Origin of the sequence: Paraburkholderia sp. BL25I1N1 (genome assembly GCF_003002025.1) — a bacterium.
GTDB lineage: Bacteria > Pseudomonadota > Gammaproteobacteria > Burkholderiales > Burkholderiaceae > Paraburkholderia.
Map to the genome: position 1 here is coordinate 1 of NZ_PVZB01000043.1, position 16558 is coordinate 16558.

The following is a 16558-nucleotide window of genomic DNA, read 5'->3' on the forward strand; positions in this document are numbered from 1 at the left end:
ACGTCGAGGTTCTTCTTCTCGTTCCAGCCGCCGATGTTGTACGTCTCACCCGGCGTGCCGCGCGCGAGTACTTCGCGGATCGCGCTGCAATGGTCACCGACATACAGCCAGTCGCGCACGTTCTGACCGTCGCCATACACCGGCAGCGGCTTGCCGCCGAGCGCGTTGGCGATCATCAGCGGAATCAGTTTTTCGGGAAACTGGTAGGGACCGTAGTTGTTCGAGCAGTTCGTAGTGAGCACCGGCAGGCCATACGTATGATGGTAGGCGCGCACCAGATGATCGGAACCTGCCTTCGTAGCCGAGTAGGGACTGTTCGGCGCGTACGGCGTGGTCTCGGAGAATTGCGGATCGGTCGCGGAGAGCGAGCCGAATACTTCATCGGTCGAGACGTGCAGGAAGCGGAACGCGGCCTTGTCGGCCTCGCCGAGCGCAGTCCAGTACTGACGGGCCGCTTCCAGCAGCGTAAAGGTACCCACCACGTTCGTTTGCACGAAATCAGCCGGGCCATGAATCGAACGGTCCACGTGGCTCTCGGCGGCAAAGTGCAATACGGCACGTGGCTTGTGCTCGGTGAAGAGCGCGTCGAGCGCGGCGCGATCGCAGATATCCGCGCGCACGAAAATGTGCTTCGGATTGTTTTGTTGCGACTTGAGCGTACCCAGATTGCCGGCGTACGTCAGCTTGTCCACGTTCAGTACCGCTTCGTCCGACGCATTGAGCCAGTCGAGCACGAAATTGGCGCCGATAAAACCGGCGCCGCCCGTTACCAGAATCATGAAATTCCCTTCCAGATGATGGTGGCAGGTCAAAGTAAATGGACCAACCTGCTACCACGCGTTGTGGTGTCGTAATCTTGTCGACGCCCGCCGCCGCCCGCGCTCTGCGGACGGACGCTCAAACGCCAATCTTATGAAGCCCCGATTATAAAGCCGCCCAAGGCAAAAACTAGAACCCTAACAACTTGAAACAGCTTGACAAGTTTGGTTTCCATCAGCTAATTCGGCCGTCACTTTCATGTCGCATGTCGCTGTGAGCGGTCGCAAGCATGATGGAACGCCGCGCGGATGAAACGGCTAGCGGTCTGATTCAGCGTCATGCACTCGGAAAAACGGTAGCAAACGCCGCATACGTCTGATCAAATCAGCCTGCAATGCGGCGCATTGTGATTGTTTATACGCGAACGAAAAGTCGCGCGTCACCATGCCCCAAATAGATGGCGGATCGCCGCGTAAATGCGGCCGATTATGCCGCCAGCATCCAGCGCAGCGTATCCATGAACGGAATCGCCTCGACTTTCGGCACGAGCGTGCGCAGTTTGGCGGGCGAACCGGCCAGCATCTTCACATCGGTTTGCCGCACGAAGGCGGGATTGATCTGAATCTCGAGTTCATGCCCGGTCAGATCACTCGCCGCAGAAAGGATTTCGCGCAATGTAAAGGGCGTGCCGGTGCAGACATTCACCGTTTCCGAGGCGGCCTCGGAGTCGAGCAAGGCTTCATAAGCGCTTGCCACGTAGCGCACGTCGGAGAAATCGCGCGCTACGTCGATATTGCCGAGTTCGATCGACGGTTCGCGGCGCGCAAAGTGCTCGACGATCTTGGGCACGAGGAAGTTGGATGCCTGGCCGCGGCCGGTATAGTTGAACGGCCGCACGATCAGAATCGGCAGGCGGTCGAACCAGGTCCGCACCATCGTTTCCATCGCTGCCTTGCTGGCCGCGTAGTGATTGACCGGCGTGACCGGAAAGCTCTCGTCGATCGCTGCGCTCGTCACGTTGCCGTACACGTTCGCGCTGCTCGCGATCAGCAGCTTGCGCGGCGTATGACCGACGGCGGCGCACGCCTCCAACAGGTTCAGCGTGCCGATCACGTTGACGCGGTAAAAGTCGAGCGGATCGTTATGGCCTACGAAGCTGATCGCAGCGAGGTGGACGATGTAGTCGGGCCGCGCGATTTCGATCACGCGCCGGCAGGCGTCCGGCGACGTGATGTCGAGCCGCAGGCGCGTCGGCGTTTCCGCCTCATCGCGCCCCGCGACCGTTTCGATCACGGTGTGGCCGCGTCCGAGCAGGTTGTCGACCAGATAGCGGCCAGTGAAGCCGCTCGCCCCGGTGACGAGCGTACGAATAGGTTGCTCTGCATGAAAAGACGACATGCTTTCTCCGTTCATGAAAGTCATCCTGTTGTGTCGCAATATCTTGGGCGCCCTGCGCCGGGCCGCTTGCCAGCGGCGCCTTGGCCCGATACCAAGCCTTCAAACGGGCTATTATGTCACGCTAATATGTTGCATTGCCCAACGCGGCACGCCGCGTGCGTAACAGCGTGTATCAAACCGCACTCATTTCCTCGATGACACCCGCCACTACGTCTCCCGCGCTTTCCGATCCGCCCCTACTCCCGCTCGCCTTCGGCGATCTGCAAGGCTGCCGCACGCCGTTCCAGCAACTGCTGGCCAAGGCCGCGCCGCCAGCCGGCACGCCGCTGTGGTTCGCGGGCGACCTGATCAACCGCGGCACCGAGTCGCTGGCCACGTTGCGCGACGTCATCGCGCTCGGCGAGCAGGCAGTGCCGGTGCTGGGCAATCACGATCTGCATCTGCTGTCGGTGTCGGCGGGGATTCGCAAGTCGAAGAAAGGCGACACGATCGACGAGATTCTCGCCGCGCCGGATTCCGCCGACCTGCTCGAGTGGATCCGCCACCGTCCCATCGCGCACTTCGACAACGGCATGCTGATGGTCCACGCGGGCGTGCTGCCGCAGTGGGACGTGAATCTGACGCTCGAACTCGCCGACGAATTGCAGCGCGCCCTGCGTGCGCCGAACTGGAAGGAGACGCTCGCCGGTTTGTACGGCAACGAGCCGAACCGCTGGAAACCGGGACTGAAAGGCATCGAGCGGCTGCGTTTGACGTGCAGCGCGTTGACGCGCATCCGCTTCTGCACCGCCGAAGGCACCATGGATTTCAGCAGCAGCGGCGGCCTGAATGCGGCGCCGCCGGGTTGCATGCCGTGGTTCGATGTCCCAGCGCGCAAGACCGCCGATGTGACCGTGGTGTTCGGTCATTGGGCCGCGCTCGGGCTGATTCTGCGTGACAACCTGATAGGCCTCGATTCAGGCTGCGTGTGGGGCGAACAACTGTCCGCCGTGCGTCTCGCGCAACAGCCCGCGGAGCGTACGCTGACACAGGTCGAGTGCGAGAACTGCCGCGCTGCGGCCGGCGGCAATTAAGCCGCCACGGCGACCCGGTCACATGTCGGGATCGACCATAGGTCGAAATTCAGGCCGAACGCCCTGACCGGTCGACCTGATCGACCGGTTCTTCAACCGGTTCTTCAATCAGCTTTGCCGCTGCGGCAGACGTAGCGGGCCGCTCCGCCATCACCGCGCCCGTCATCGCGGCGCCGCTTTGCATCTCCCGCAATGCGGCGGCGATCACGCCTTCCGCTTCCGCCGCCAATGTGCGCCGGTCGGCGCCCGGCGCGAGCGGTGCGCAGACATAGATATGCGCGGTGAGCGGTCCGCCGCCCAGCAGCAGATTCAGCGAATCGGCGAGCGACAGATCGTCGATATAGGCGGGCGCCGTGGATTGCCGGCCCTGCGCGTCCTCATACATTATGCACAGCGGCTGCACCGGCGCCGACGCCGACACGGCCGCCTGAAACATGTTCGCGTGAAACGGCAGCAGCCCAAGCCCATTGGAGGTGGTGCCTTCGGGAAACACGCACATCAGTTCGCCCGCGCTTAGGCGGTCGGACAGTTCATGCATGATCCGCCTGGCGTCGCTGCGCTTTTCGCGCTGAATGAACACCGTGTCCAGTTGCTGCGCGAGCCAGCCGACCACCGGCCATTGCCGGATCTCGGCCTTCGAGACAAACGGCGTGGGCCGCCACGCGTTGATCACGTAGATGTCGATCCACGAAATGTGGTTGGCGACCACCAGCGCGCCGCGATCGAGCCGCGCGCTGTCGTTATGCACGACGAGCCGCATACCGCACAGGCGCAGCATCTTCAGCGACCATTCGCGATTGAGCGTGTGACGCACCTCGGCGCTGGCTTTGGGAAAGCGCGTCGCCACGATCCACATGCCGTGCAGCAGATGAACGACGAGACGGGCCTTGCGTAACGCGAGCTTCATGGTCGGAGCGTTCCTGATTGGGCCAGCGAGCCGGCCTATGAGCGGGACAATGAACGTGGCAGCATCGCGGCTATCAACGCTGTTCGAATGCGACATGCCCGGACACGATGGTCGCACGCACGCGCGCCGGCAGTTCGTAACCGAGGAACGGCGTGTTATGCCCTTGGCTCTTCAGCGCACGCGGCTCGACGCGCCAATGCGCGTTGCGGTCGAACACGCAGAGATCGGCCACGCCGCCCACGGCGATACGGCCGGCCGCGTCCAGTTTGAGCACGTTGGCCGGCGCCGTGGTGATGCGGTTCAGCGCCTTCGCGAGCGGCACGCGTGCTTCGTCGGCCCACTTCACCGTCAGCGACAGGAACAGCTCCAGCCCGGTCGCACCGGGGGTAGCCTCGGCGAACGGCAGCAGCTTTTCGTCGTCGTCGACCGGCGTGTGGTCGGAGCAGATCGCGTCGATCGTGCCGTCGACCAGGCCCGCGCGAATCGCTTCACGATCGCGCTGTTGACGCAGCGGCGGATCGAGGCGGAACTGCGCGTCGAAATAGCCGATGTCGAGGTCGATCAGATGCACGTGATTCACGGTGACGTCGCACGACACCGGCAAGCCTTCAGCCTTCGCCGCGCGCATCAACGCAATGCCCGCCGCCGCCGACACGTGCGACAGATGCACCCTCGCGCCGGTCACGCGCACCAGTTCGAAGATGGTGTGCAGCGCGATGGTTTCCGCCGACACCGGCACGCCCGAGAGCCCCAGCCGCGACGCCAGCGCGCCGCTCGCGGCCACGCCGCCTTTGCCGAGATAGGCGTCCACGGGACGCAGCCACACGGTATAGCCGTAGGTGTTCGCGTATTGCAGCGCGCGCATCAGCACCTGCGTATCGACCACCGGCACGTCGGCCTGCGAAAAGCCGATGCAGCCCGCTTCGGTCAACTCGACCATCTCCGTGATGACCTGCCCCTTGAGGCCGACCGTCAGCGCGCCGAGCGGATAGACATGCGCCTGGTCCAGATTGCGCGCGCGGAACTTGAGCATCTCGACGAGGCCCGGTTCATCGAGCGTCGGATCGGTGTCCGGCGGGCAGACGAGGCTCGTCACGCCGCCCGCGAGCGCGGCGGCCATTTCGGATTCGAGCGTCGCCTTGTGTTCGTAGCCCGGCTCGCGCAACCGCGCCGATAGGTCGACCAGACCGGGCGCGACGCAGAGACCTTGGGCGTCGATCGTCTTCTCCGGGTGGAAATCCGCGGGCGCGTGGCCGATGGCGGCGATCTTGCCCGCAGCGATAAAAATGTCCTGCTGCTGTTCGGTGCCCGCTACCGGATCGATCAGCGTGCCGCCTTGAATATGAATCTTCATGCGCTGCCTTATATTCAGCTGAGTTCAGCTAATTCCGCGTTACGTGTCGCGGGTTCGTACTGTGCGTGAGTGACGCGGCTCCGCATCTGCGGAATCAATCGTGATTGCCCGCGACAATTCCCATCACCGCCATGCGCACCGCGATACCGAAAGTCACCTGATTCAGAATCACCGATTGCGGACCGTCGGCCACTTGCGAATCGATTTCGACGCCGCGATTCATCGGGCCGGGGTGCATCACGATCGCGTCGGGCGCGGCGAGCGCGAGACGCTCGGGCGTCAAGCCCCAGCTCTTGAAATACTCCTGCGCCGACGGCAGCAACGCGCCGCTCATCCGTTCGTTCTGCAGACGCAGCATGATGATCACGTCGACGTCCTTCAGGCCTTCGTCGAGGTTGTGAAACACGCGTACGCCCATTTGTTCAAGGCCGCCCGGCAACAGCGTGCGCGGACCGATCGCGCGCACTTCCGGCACGCCGAGCGTGGTCAGCGCGTGAATGTCCGAGCGCGCGACGCGCGAATGCAGAATGTCGCCGACAATCGCCACGCGCAACTTCGTGAAGTCCTTCTTGTAGTGGCGGATGGTGTACATGTCGAGCAGCCCCTGCGTGGGGTGCGCATGACGGCCGTCGCCGGCATTGATCACGTGCACGTGCGGCGCGCAATGCTGGGCGATCAGGTACGGCGCGCCGCTCGATGCATGGCGCACGACGAACATATCGGCATGCATCGCCGAGAGGTTGTTGATCGTGTCGAGCAGCGACTCGCCCTTGCTGGTCGACGACGCGTTGATATTCAAATTCAGCACGTCAGCCGACAGACGCGTCGCGGCGATCTCGAAGGTGGTGCGGGTGCGCGTCGAGTTCTCGAAGAACAGGTTGAACACCGACTTGCCGCGCAACAGCGGCACCTTCTTCACTTCGCGATCGGTCACGCTGACGAACTGATCGGCGGTGTCGAGAATGTGATTGACGATCGCCTTCGGCAAGCCCTCGATCGACAACAGATGTTTGAGCTCGCCGTTTTTCGTGAGCTGTGGGTTGCCCTTGAGGAAGCCGTAACGGAAGCGCTCGGTGGCGCTGTCGGCGGAATCCTTGGGGGCCTGGGTGGCGGTGGTCATGATGTACCTGCTTCAAATACGGACTTCAACGTGATCGGTGTCGATGCGGACCGCGTGTGACGATGCCGGGCCGGCTTTCGCGCGTTTAGCTGCGGCGAACGGCTCGATAAATCTCTCTTGCGTGGCCTGTGATGGCTCGATGCCATGCGCCGATTGCGACGGAACCGCTGCGCGCCTCGCACATCGCGCCCTGTTCAATCGACGCGTGCTTCAGTGTGAAAAGTGAAACGCTGCGCGGATGCGCCGCCTGCTTCGTCGCGCTCCGTGCGGGCCAGCACGAGCGTGGCGTCGGCGGGAATGTCCACCACGCCGCCGACAAAGCGTGCCGCAACCGGCAATTCACGTCCACCGCGATCGGCCAGCACCGCCAGTTCGACTGATGCCGGGCGGCCGTAGTCGTACAGTTCGTTGAGCGCCGCGCGAATCGTGCGGCCGGTGTAGAGAACGTCGTCGACCAGCACGATACGGCGGCCGTCGACCGAAAACGGCAGCGAGGTCGGGCTTGCCTGCGAGTGCAGCCCTTTTTTTGCGTAATCGTCGCGATGCAGCGCGACGTTCACCACGCCGAAACTCGGCAGGTTCAGGTCGCGCGCCAGCCGTTCGGCAAGCCACGCGCCGCCGCTGTAGATGCCGGCCAGCACGGCGCCCTCGGCGCCGTCTTTTCCGGCGCCGAGCTGGTCGCCATACACCGCGCGAATCTGCTCGAGCAACGCGCGATAAAGCGCTTCGGCGTCAATGGAACTCATGATCGTCGGAAAGTCCGTCTAGATATTGCTGGAGGATGATGCTGGCGGCTTCGGCGTCGAGCATGTCGGCGCGGCCGTTGCCTGCGCGGATTTCCGCCTTCGCCTCGACCGACGAATAGCGTTCGTCGACCCACGTGACGGGCAGATTGAAGCGGCCATTCAGCTGATTGCCGAAGCGCTTCGCGAGTTGCGTCATTTCGTGCGGCGTGCCGTCCGGATGCAATGGCAAACCGACCACGAGCGCGTTCGGTTTCCATTCGGCGATCAGCTTGCCGACTGCCTCGAACCGATATTCGCGGCTGCGGTTCTGCACGATCACGAGCGGCCGCGCGCGACGCGTCAGCGAATTGCCGACCGCCACGCCGATGCGTTTTTCACCGTAGTCGAACGCAAGCAGCGTCGCCTCACGTCCGGCCGGCAGACTCATGCGTGACCCGCCTCGCCAGACAGCATCGACAGGTTGATGCCGAGAAGAGCCAACGCGGCTTCGAGACGTTCTTCGGCAGGTACGTCGAAGATGATTTTCGGGTCGGCTTCGACCGTCAGCCAACCGTTTTTCGAAATCTCTTCTTCGAGCTGACCCGCGCCCCAGCCGGCATGGCCGAGCGTGAGGAGGAAACGCTCGGGACCCGTGCCGCTCGCCACGGCTTCGAGCACGTCTTTCGACGTGGTCATCTCGAGACCGCCCGGCACCGACATGGACGACGTGTACGCGTTACCGTCTTTCGGATCGTGCAGCACGAAGCCGCGCTCGGTTTGCACCGGGCCGCCGAAATAAACGGGCACATGGAGAAGGGGTTCGATCTCGAGCTTGAGATCGATGCGACTGAAGAGCGCTTGCAGGTCGATATCGGTCGGCCGGTTGATCACGAGGCCGAGCGCACCGCGCTCGCTGTGATCGCAAAGGTAGACCACCGTTCCCGAAAACGTCGGATCCGCCATGTTCGGCATGGCGATCAGGAACTGGTTGGTCAGATTGATGCGATCGGTACTCTTGGACATAGTTCGGATTTTAGCAAAGACGATGCAGGATGGCGGGGCTTTGAGCGTGGGACCGCGATGTGTGCCATGAAGCGTGCCGCGAGCCATCGACGGCGGATCAAGTTGCACTCTATCACGCACGCGGGCGCTCGCCACCGTGCAGGTTCCCGCTGTGTCGCGGCACGCGTGTTGCGTGGCGTGCGGCCACGTCGCTTCACCGCGGCCAGTGACGACCCGGTGACAGACGGACCGGCGCGCCCCACGACCCGGTGCGCCGATGACTCACGCGCCGCCCTGCTCGATGGAGCGCGTCAAGGCGGCCAGCGCGGTGCCGCCGCCGGGTGGCGCAACGCCCGCGGCAACTTTGTGCAGCGTGGCGCGCAAGGCTTCGGCGGCCTGCTCGAGTGTGCTCGCCGCCGGGGCGCCGACGATCACGTGCGCGCGTACCGCGGGCGTCGAGACGCCGGCATGCGCGCGACGGCGCCACGCGAGCCCCAGCGCATCGGCTAGCAGCGCCACGTGGCCGAGGCCCAGCGCGCACGCGGCGGAGCCGAGCCGGTAGGCGGCGTCGCCCGCCTGCAGCGCTTCGCTCGGATCGGCTTTCTCCGGCTGGTCCGCTGCACGGGCATGCTCGGTCAGCGCGGAGATCGATGCGTCCGCCGTTTGCAGAAAATCTTCGTAGGCGTTCACATTCACCGCCAGCACGCCCAATTCGCGCGTCAAGGCGCTACGGCTGGCGCTGATCGCCTGGGCCTGCACGGCGCCCGCTTCCCAAAGCATTTCGGACGCCTGGGTGCCCGCGACGTGCCAGTCGACCGTCAAGCCGTAGTCGTGCAGCACTTCCACCTGGTCGGCGTCTTCCGCGGCGGCGCCGAACAACGCGTAGTCGCGCCACAGCAGCGCAAGCGTTGCGCGCACGAGTGAGCGCGGCGCAAGCTCGATGCCGCGCGCGTGATCGGCGAGCGCAAGGTTGCAACGCGCGTAAAAACGCCGCGCGTCGGTTTCGCCCGTGGCGCGGCCGCTGACCCGCAACGCCTTGGCGCAAGCCTTGGCGAGTCGCCAGAAATCGTAGGGGTCCGGGCCGGCGAGTTCGCCGAAGACGGCGTCCAGTTCGTCGAGCGCCGCGTTGGTGACGGCCAGCGCCGTCGCACTGCCGGTGTTGGCCTGCGAGCGCAGCACCGGCAGCAGCGCGCGTTCGTAACGCGCGCGCAGATGCGCCAGTTGATCGGCGGGCTGCGTGTGCAGCGAGACCGGCGGCACCGGCCGCGCGGTCAACGCGAGATCTTCGAAGGCGATGGTGGAACCCGGTGTGTGCTCCGACAGATGCGTGCCGAGCGCCCGGTAATGATCGAACAGGACCGGCGAGCAGGACAGCTCGCGCAAGTTGTGACGCTCGAGCGCGGCGCGGAAGTCGCGCAACGCCGCGCCGAACACGGGGCGCGCGCTCAACGCGTCGACCGGGTCGCCCTCGACCAGCGGCGAAACCCGCACCAATGCGTCAGCGAAACGCTGAGCGCTCAGCCAGCCGGCCCCGCGCAGTGCGTGCGACGCACGCAGCAGCGCCGACGTGCTCTCGCTATGCTGTTCGAACGCCAGCAGCGCCTCGGCCAGCGCAAGCTCGGCGGGGCGCACGGCGCCGCCGCGCGGATTCGGCAAGGCATCGAAGGAAACGGGTGCAGCGGATTGAGGAGTCATGGGCAGGCGACACGAAGCTGACGGGCCGTCGCCTCTCCGCACGCAGACTGATCGGCTAACGCGCGAACCGGCGACAGGACAATGACAGACTAACGTTGCGACACGGCGCGGCCGAGGACGTTCCGCGTCGACGCGTTGGGGCAAACTTCAGAACGTACCGTGTGCGTTCGATCCGGCGCGGCACGCCGGCCGCGAAACATCACGCCAGCGCCGCGCCGCGGGCATGCGGCACGGCCCGCAGCCGGCCTGCCGGCTGCTCCCGGACTTCAGATCTGGACCATCTCGAAGTCTTCCTTACGCGCGCCGCACTCCGGGCAGGTCCAGTTAATGGGGACGTCTTCCCAGCGCGTGCCCGGCGCAATGCCTTCGTCCGGCAAACCGGCTTCTTCGTCGTAAATCCAGCCGCAAATCAGGCACATCCAGCTTTGATATTCCATTCTTGTGTCGCGTCGTAGAGTCCGGGGAAACGGGAGCCATGATGGTACCGTGTTGCCGCCCCAATGCCTAGCAATCAGACACGCGCGATCGTAGGGTGCGACGGCCTTTGGTTACGCAGTTGCGTCGCCCCGCGCAGTGGTTGCGACGTCGTGCCGCGCGCCGGCCCCACGCTTGCCGGCTGCGACGCATCGCGAGATGCGAAAAAACGCCCTCGGGACGGTTTAGGCCGCATAATTGAGTCGATTGCGCACTCTCTGCGCCTAAATTTAGCTCCTTTCCGCAAATCTTCATGCCCAGCGACACGCCTCCGATCGTTCTCACCTTCGGCCTTTCCGATCCCACCGGCGGCTCCGGCCTGCAAGCCGACCTGATGACTCTTGCCAGCATGGGTTGCCATGGCGTCTCTGTGCTCACGGGCTACACCGTGCGCGACTCGGCGAGCTGCGACGAAGTCACCGGGCTCGACCCCGAAGTGGTCGCGACCCAAGCGCGGATGCTGCTGGAAGACATGCCGATCGCCGCGTTCAAGGTCGGCGCCTGCACCCGCGCGGAAGTGGTGAGCGCGATTGCCGAAGTCGTCGCCGATTACGACGACATTCCACTGATTCTCGCCCCCGATTTCACGCTCGACGACGAGCACGTGCTGTCCGCCGACGAACTGCGCGAAGCGATCGCCGACCTGCTCGCGCCGCAAACCACGTTGCTGGTCGCCGATTCGGCAACACTGCTCGCGCTCGCCCAACCGGACGGCGACGCCGAAGCGCCCAGTCTCGACGCCGCCATCTCGCATCTGCTGTCGCAAGGCTGCGAATACATTCTGTCGACGGAAACCGGCACGCACCGGCACGTCAATACGCTCTTCAGCGAAGACGGCCAGTTGCGTCAGGACATGTGGGACCGTGGCAGCCATCGGATCATGGGCTTGACGGATACGTTGGGCGCGGCGATCGCCGCGTTGCTCGCCAACGGCCAGGATCCCGCCGAGGCGGTGCGCGAGGCGCAGGAGTATTTGTACCAGGCCGTGCGCAATGCGTTCCGGCCGGGCATGGGCGCGTATATGCCGGACCGGTTCTTCTGGGCGCGCAGTGCCGACGACGAAACGCCGCCGGCAGCCGGCAAGGACGCGGCGCCGGGCGAAGCGCGGCACTGATAGCCGGCGCGGAGCGTCGGCAGCCCTCTGATCCGGGCGCTTCTGCCCGCGGCGAGCGCCCATAAAAAAACCCGCATTTCTGCGGGTTTTTTCGTTTGGGAAGCACGCCTTGCGGCGCGCTTCCCCATGTGCTTCCAACTGAGCCTCCAGACGAGGCCCAATCGAAATTACATGTCCATGCCCATGCCGCCCATGCCGCCGGGCATACCGCCGCCCATCGGAGCATCTTCCTTCGGCAGTTCGCAAACAGCTGCGTCGGTCGTCAACAGCAGGCCGGCGACCGAAGCTGCGTTTTGCAGCGCCGTGCGCGTCACCTTCGTCGGGTCGACAACACCAGCGTCGACCAGGTCGACGTACTCGCCGGTTGCCGCGTTGTAGCCATAGTTGCCTTGGCCAGCAGCAACAGCTGCCACCACGACGCTGGCTTCTTCGCCACCGTTCGTGACGATCTGGCGCAGCGGCTCTTCCATCGCGCGCAGCACGATCTTGATACCTGCGTCCTGATCGGCGTTAGCGCCCTTCAGGCCGGCGATTGCCGTACGTGCACGGATCAGCGCGACGCCGCCGCCAGCCACGATGCCTTCTTCCACAGCTGCGCGCGTTGCGTGCAGTGCGTCTTCGACACGTGCCTTCTTTTCCTTCATTTCGACTTCGGTCGCAGCGCCGACCTTGATCACCGCAACACCGCCTGCCAGCTTGGCAACGCGCTCTTGCAGCTTTTCACGGTCGTAGTCCGACGTTGCTTCTTCGATTTGCGTGCGAACCTGCTTCACACGTGCTTCGATGGTGGCTGCTTCGCCAGCGCCGTCGATGATCGTGGTGTTTTCCTTGCCCACTTCGATACGCTTCGCTTGACCCAGTTCAGCCAGCGTTGCCTTTTCGAGCGTCAGGCCGGTTTCTTCAGCGATGACTTGACCGCCGGTCAGGATCGCGATGTCTTCCAGCATGGCCTTACGACGATCGCCGAAGCCCGGAGCCTTGACAGCAACGGTCTTCAGGATGCCGCGGATGTTGTTCACCACCAGCGTAGCCAGCGCTTCGCCTTCGACGTCTTCCGCGATGATCAGCAGCGGACGGCCAGCCTTGGCGACCTGTTCCAGTACCGGCAGCAGATCACGGATGTTCGACACCTTCTTGTCGTGCAGCAGCACGAACGGGTTTTCGAGCACGGCGACTTGCTTGTCCGGGTTGTTGATGAAGTACGGCGACAGGTAGCCGCGGTCGAATTGCATACCTTCGACCACGTCCAGCTCGTCTTGCAGCGACTTGCCGTCTTCAACCGTGATGACGCCTTCCTTGCCGACCTTGTCCATTGCTTCAGCGATACGATCGCCGATCGACGAGTCGCTGTTTGCCGAAATTGCGCCGACTTGTGCGATTTCCTTGTTGGTCGTGCACGGCTTGCTGATCTTGCGCAGCTCTTCGATCGCGGCCGTCACAGCCTTGTCGATACCGCGCTTCAGGTCCATCGGGTTCATGCCCGATGCAACGTACTTCATGCCTTCGCGGACGATCGACTGAGCCAGGACCGTTGCGGTCGTGGTGCCGTCACCTGCGTTGTCGCTGGTCTTGGAAGCCACTTCCTTGACCATTTGCGCGCCCATGTTCTGGAGCTTGTCTTTCAGTTCGATCTCTTTCGCGACCGACACACCGTCCTTCGTGACCGTCGGGCCGCCGAAGCTGCGTTCCAGGACAACGTTGCGACCCTTCGGGCCCAGCGTGACCTTCACAGCGTTCGCGAGGATATTCACGCCTTCAACCATCTTGGCACGGGCGGAATCACCGAATACGACGTCTTTAGCTGCCATCTTCTAACTCCTTGAATTCTTTAAGATACGACCGGGAAAAGCAGCGACTTGTCGCTTACTTCTGCACCACGGCCATGATGTCTTCTTCGCGCATCACGAGCAGTTCGTTGCCGTCGACCTTAACGGTCTGGCCTGCGTACTTGCCGAACAGAACGCGGTCACCCACCTTCACGTCGAGCGCGATTGCCGCGCCCTTGTCGTCACGCTTGCCCGGGCCGACTGCCAGAATTTCGCCTTGATCCGGCTTTTCTGCTGCGGCTTCGGGGATCACGATGCCCGACGCGGTCTTGGTTTCTTGATCCAGACGTTTGACGATCACGCGATCATGCAAAGGACGAAGGTTCATACATACTCCTCTCTTGATTGAGACTGAAGAACGCTGAGAAAACCCGACTGGCGGAGCCAACCGGCGATGTTGTTAGCACTCTCGTGCAGCGAGTGCTAATTATATGGACGGGTGGTGACAAATTCAAGAAGGGATGGTGCGGTTGTCGAGATTCGTGTCGAGATTCGCTTAACCTTGAACTTTGTTCGCTTATGTTTGGACTCGCGACTTGCGCGCGAACACCGCCACGGCTCGCACTTTCCATAAGAAACAATGAGTTAGAACCGGGGCCGCCGTGGTGTACGGGTTGTGCACGCTGCTAGGAAACCCAGTCGTTCCTGACGAAGTCGCCTCGCAAAACGCGGTGATGAACATTCGATCAAGGGTAAACCCCATAAACGATCGCGCTCTTCGGCCATGGTCGGGAATTCGAAAAACATCATGCAGCCCGCGACCGCAACCCTATCGCCCTCGTCGTGCGGATGCTCTGGATTCAGATTCTCGATCGTTAATTCATCACTTGGCGATGCGATAACGACGGCGTAAGGAGTCGCTGTACAAGCCCCCTCAGTACCTCTTCCATAGCGGCTTCAAACGATTCACCAGCATCACGCTTCCTCGTTGAGCTGGGCAAACTCACTATTGCCACAAGTTCAGACAGCTGGGATAGGTTGTGGCCGCGCCTTTCATCCATGTGCGTCACCAGTTCGTCATCGCTCGATGGCAAAATTTCTGGGTCGGAAATTGAGAGGTCGGTCGAGAGCAAAACGCGTGGCGGATCCGGAGACCGTCAATGACTGATCGCTTGAAGAGTCAATCCGTGAGTCGGCTTCGTATATCGCGGCCGTCGACAGACAGCGCTCTTGGCTTTTCCCAGAGCGGACATTGAATCACGTGTCGCCAGCCAAATTGTTGACGAAGAATTTCTGGCTAAACATACTCTCCCGCGTTTTCAACGGAGAGCCCCAGTGACGAGTGTTCACATCGACATACTACCGCGGGAAATTTCAACGGCACGCCTGAAACTTGTGCCGGCATGTGAGCAGTTCACGCATGAGTTGCGGGAATACTCCATTGAAAATCGCGCTCACCTACAGCCTTGGGAACCGCTTCGAGACGAAAGCTTCTTCGACACTGAATCCGTTTGCCAACGGCTGTCGACAATGGCGCATAACAACAGCTCGGGAGTCGCAGTGCATCTCCTTCTCATTTCGTCGGGAACCGGCGAAATAGTCGGTGATTGCAACTTCACGAACATCGTGCGCGGGCCCTTTCAGGCATGTCATCTTGGATTTTCGCTTGCAAAGCGGTTTGAAGGACAAGGTCTCATGCGCGAAGCATTGACGTCTGCCATTACTTATATCTTTGACGAAATTGGGTTGCACAGAATAATGGCGAATTTTAGGCCCGAAAATTTTCGTAGCGAACGACTATTAAAACGGCTAGGGTTCGAGCGTGAAGGCTTGGCTCGGTCCTATCTAAGGATCAATGGGGTATGGGCCGACCACGTGCTCACATCGCGAATCAATCAAGGTCCAGAACGTTAAACAGTCTTGCAGCCTTCTCCGACCTTTCGATTTCCGCAGGCTTAGAGCACACGGTGCCGTCAGGCGCCGCCGGTCGTCGGCTCACGCGTTCGGAACATCCACCAAGGTCCGAATCCGCTTTCCCATCTCGAACGCGCGAATTTCGTAGCCAAGTTCCTGGTACAGATTGACTGCCTGTTCGTTAAATTCCCAAACGGCTAGTCTGATGTCCGTGGCACCTTGGTTCCGCGCCCACTCTTCTGCGAGTTTAATAAGAGAACTGCCGACCCCGCGTCCTCTGATTTGTTCTGAGACTGCGACGGAGCCGATGCGACCAGCGATGGTCGGCTGCAATAACGGGCTTATCGGCTTCACCACCTGAATCGTAATGAAGCCGACGGCTTTGCTGCCAAGCTCAGCAAGGAACGTTGCTCGATCTTCTCCTTGCAGGCTGGAGAGCCAGTGCGGTTTGTCCCGGCCAAATTCTGTGGTGGCATCTGCGTAGATGTCGGGGCGTGCCAAGTGGTGGCCCGCATTCAAGATTTGACCCAATTCGCAGATTGTCAAAACATCTTCGATGGTCGCGCGTCGATAGCTTATCGGGAGGGTCATCGTCAGCTCTTAGAGGAGAAATAAAAAAGGCGCCTTAGGCGCCTTGGTCGTTGCACATGGAGTTTGACCGATGAGGTCGAATTCGATGCTCAGGACGTAACGAACCGCGGCGCAAAAGTTTGCGACCGTGACAATGACGAGACCGAATCGATACGTTACGGAGTTCCATGTGGCCGATATTGGCATATTAAATTCAATTTGTGAACTGACCGATGTGGTTCGGCGGCCGGGCCGACTTCCAGGGGGCGGCGAAACGAGCGCCGCACGCTATTGCGAATTGTCGATGATCGACACACGGTAGCCGACCGACTTTTCCTGGCCGAACTCTCCCCGATCCCGACGCGTGCGAGAACTCTCAAACCGCATATCGCGCGGAGCACCGCAACCAACCCAATCCCGCCAGTCGAATCACGAAAGGAACGGCAGTTAGCAGGCTCGAAAGAGACGCCCGACGCTTCCCATTTCCGCGATGGTGTCTATTCAAAGCCATGGATAGTTCATTTCGTTGGTACAGCTTATGAACGGATGGCGGCCTGCAGTCACTCAGATTAATCATCAGACAAAAATCCACCCGCTTACTGTCGCCTGCGAGCCTAACAAGATGCTTCCTTCATTAAAAAAAACAATAGCGCGAGAACGTTTGCGAGTCGCTCCCTGGGGAACCCC

At 62.1% G+C, this 16558-nt stretch carries 16 protein-coding genes; 3 read left to right on the top strand and 13 right to left on the bottom strand.

The features are described 5' to 3' along the window. Positions 1-779: dTDP-glucose 4,6-dehydratase (gene rfbB, locus B0G73_RS37630; RefSeq protein ID WP_106286110.1), on the bottom strand; the 779-nt coding region annotated here is incomplete at its 3' end. 466 nt (positions 780-1245) lie between these two features. Beyond that, positions 1246-2157 (bottom strand): GDP-mannose 4,6-dehydratase, encoded by a 912-nt coding sequence (locus tag B0G73_RS37635; protein ID WP_106286140.1) that lies wholly within the window; start codon positions 2155-2157, stop codon positions 1246-1248. 194 nt (positions 2158-2351) lie between these two features. Between B0G73_RS37635 and B0G73_RS37640 the strand changes: the two genes are divergently transcribed. Then, the gene (locus tag B0G73_RS37640; RefSeq protein WP_106286141.1) at positions 2352-3230 is read left to right on the top strand and encodes a symmetrical bis(5'-nucleosyl)-tetraphosphatase; all 879 of its coding nucleotides are present in this window, start codon (positions 2352-2354) and stop codon (positions 3228-3230) included. 49 nt (positions 3231-3279) lie between these two features. Here the strand turns inward: B0G73_RS37640 and B0G73_RS37645 are convergent, their stop codons facing one another. The 8 genes from B0G73_RS37645 to B0G73_RS37680 all read right to left on the bottom strand — a co-directional run bounded on the left by B0G73_RS37645 (position 3280) and on the right by B0G73_RS37680 (position 10470). Next, positions 3280-4137, bottom strand: a complete 858-nt coding sequence (locus tag B0G73_RS37645) for a 1-acyl-sn-glycerol-3-phosphate acyltransferase (protein ID WP_106286111.1) — start codon at positions 4135-4137, stop codon at positions 3280-3282. A gap of 73 nt (positions 4138-4210) precedes the next feature. After that, on the bottom strand, positions 4211-5491 hold the full coding sequence (locus B0G73_RS37650) for a dihydroorotase (protein ID WP_106286112.1): 1281 nt from the start codon (positions 5489-5491) through the stop codon (positions 4211-4213). A 94-nt stretch (positions 5492-5585) separates the two neighbouring features. Next, positions 5586-6611, bottom strand: a complete 1026-nt coding sequence (locus B0G73_RS37655) for an aspartate carbamoyltransferase catalytic subunit (protein WP_106286113.1) — start codon at positions 6609-6611, stop codon at positions 5586-5588. A gap of 194 nt (positions 6612-6805) precedes the next feature. After that, positions 6806-7357 carry a bifunctional pyr operon transcriptional regulator/uracil phosphoribosyltransferase PyrR gene (gene pyrR / locus B0G73_RS37660; RefSeq protein WP_106286114.1) on the bottom strand — a complete coding sequence of 184 codons (552 nt, stop codon included), beginning with the start codon at positions 7355-7357 and terminating at the stop codon, positions 6806-6808. After that, a complete protein-coding gene (gene ruvX, locus B0G73_RS37665) occupies positions 7344-7784 on the bottom strand; it encodes a Holliday junction resolvase RuvX (RefSeq protein WP_106286115.1) in 441 nt (146 codons plus the stop codon). Before ruvX ends, pyrR begins: the two co-directional genes overlap by 14 nt. After that, on the bottom strand, positions 7781-8359 hold the full coding sequence (locus tag B0G73_RS37670) for a YqgE/AlgH family protein (protein ID WP_106286116.1): 579 nt from the start codon (positions 8357-8359) through the stop codon (positions 7781-7783). The genes ruvX and B0G73_RS37670 overlap by 4 nt, the downstream gene beginning before the upstream one ends. A 261-nt stretch (positions 8360-8620) precedes the next feature. Continuing rightward, positions 8621-10033 carry a hypothetical protein gene (locus tag B0G73_RS37675; protein ID WP_106286117.1) on the bottom strand — a complete coding sequence of 471 codons (1413 nt, stop codon included), beginning with the start codon at positions 10031-10033 and terminating at the stop codon, positions 8621-8623. Between the two features lie 266 nt (positions 10034-10299). Further along, entirely contained in the window at positions 10300-10470 is a 171-nt protein-coding gene (locus B0G73_RS37680) for a rubredoxin (RefSeq protein ID WP_006047743.1), read from the bottom strand. Positions 10471-10760: 290 nt separating this feature from the next. On the opposite strand from B0G73_RS37680, the gene B0G73_RS37685 reads away from it, so the two are divergent. Next, positions 10761-11621, top strand: coding sequence for a hydroxymethylpyrimidine/phosphomethylpyrimidine kinase (locus B0G73_RS37685; protein WP_106286118.1), 861 nt, complete (start codon positions 10761-10763; stop codon positions 11619-11621). 167 nt (positions 11622-11788) lie between these two features. Here the strand turns inward: B0G73_RS37685 and groL are convergent, their stop codons facing one another. Both groL and groES read right to left on the bottom strand, forming a co-directional pair. After that, positions 11789-13429 carry a chaperonin GroEL gene (gene groL, locus B0G73_RS37690; RefSeq protein ID WP_106286119.1) on the bottom strand — a complete coding sequence of 547 codons (1641 nt, stop codon included), beginning with the start codon at positions 13427-13429 and terminating at the stop codon, positions 11789-11791. 55 nt (positions 13430-13484) lie between these two features. Continuing rightward, positions 13485-13775 carry a co-chaperone GroES gene (gene groES / locus B0G73_RS37695; protein ID WP_008923887.1) on the bottom strand — a complete coding sequence of 97 codons (291 nt, stop codon included), beginning with the start codon at positions 13773-13775 and terminating at the stop codon, positions 13485-13487. A 947-nt stretch (positions 13776-14722) separates the two neighbouring features. On the opposite strand from groES, the gene B0G73_RS37700 reads away from it, so the two are divergent. Further along, a complete protein-coding gene (locus B0G73_RS37700) occupies positions 14723-15301 on the top strand; it encodes a GNAT family N-acetyltransferase (protein WP_106286120.1) in 579 nt (192 codons plus the stop codon). Positions 15302-15382: 81 nt separating this feature from the next. Here the strand turns inward: B0G73_RS37700 and B0G73_RS37705 are convergent, their stop codons facing one another. Continuing rightward, complete coding sequence (locus tag B0G73_RS37705) at positions 15383-15892, bottom strand: GNAT family N-acetyltransferase (RefSeq protein WP_106286121.1); 510 nt, start codon at positions 15890-15892, stop codon at positions 15383-15385. Positions 15893-16558 lie beyond the last annotated feature (666 nt).

Coding starts and splice junctions, on each gene's coding strand:
- ruvX (WP_106286115.1), bottom strand. CDS start 7,784: ATGAGTCTGCCGGCCGGACGTGAGGCGACGCTGCTTGCGTTCGACTAC.
- groL (WP_106286119.1), bottom strand. CDS start 13,429: ATGGCAGCTAAAGACGTCGTATTCGGTGATTCCGCCCGTGCCAAGATG.
- B0G73_RS37650 (WP_106286112.1), bottom strand. CDS start 5,491: ATGAAGATTCATATTCAAGGCGGCACGCTGATCGATCCGGTAGCGGGC.
- B0G73_RS37675 (WP_106286117.1), bottom strand. CDS start 10,033: ATGACTCCTCAATCCGCTGCACCCGTTTCCTTCGATGCCTTGCCGAAT.
- B0G73_RS37645 (WP_106286111.1), bottom strand. CDS start 4,137: ATGAAGCTCGCGTTACGCAAGGCCCGTCTCGTCGTTCATCTGCTGCAC.
- B0G73_RS37640 (WP_106286141.1), top strand. CDS start 2,352: ATGACACCCGCCACTACGTCTCCCGCGCTTTCCGATCCGCCCCTACTC.
- B0G73_RS37635 (WP_106286140.1), bottom strand. CDS start 2,157: ATGTCGTCTTTTCATGCAGAGCAACCTATTCGTACGCTCGTCACCGGG.
- B0G73_RS37670 (WP_106286116.1), bottom strand. CDS start 8,359: ATGTCCAAGAGTACCGATCGCATCAATCTGACCAACCAGTTCCTGATC.
- B0G73_RS37685 (WP_106286118.1), top strand. CDS start 10,761: ATGCCCAGCGACACGCCTCCGATCGTTCTCACCTTCGGCCTTTCCGAT.
- groES (WP_008923887.1), bottom strand. CDS start 13,775: ATGAACCTTCGTCCTTTGCATGATCGCGTGATCGTCAAACGTCTGGAT.
- B0G73_RS37655 (WP_106286113.1), bottom strand. CDS start 6,611: ATGACCACCGCCACCCAGGCCCCCAAGGATTCCGCCGACAGCGCCACC.
- pyrR (WP_106286114.1), bottom strand. CDS start 7,357: ATGAGTTCCATTGACGCCGAAGCGCTTTATCGCGCGTTGCTCGAGCAG.
- B0G73_RS37680 (WP_006047743.1), bottom strand. CDS start 10,470: ATGGAATATCAAAGCTGGATGTGCCTGATTTGCGGCTGGATTTACGAC.
- B0G73_RS37705 (WP_106286121.1), bottom strand. CDS start 15,892: ATGACCCTCCCGATAAGCTATCGACGCGCGACCATCGAAGATGTTTTG.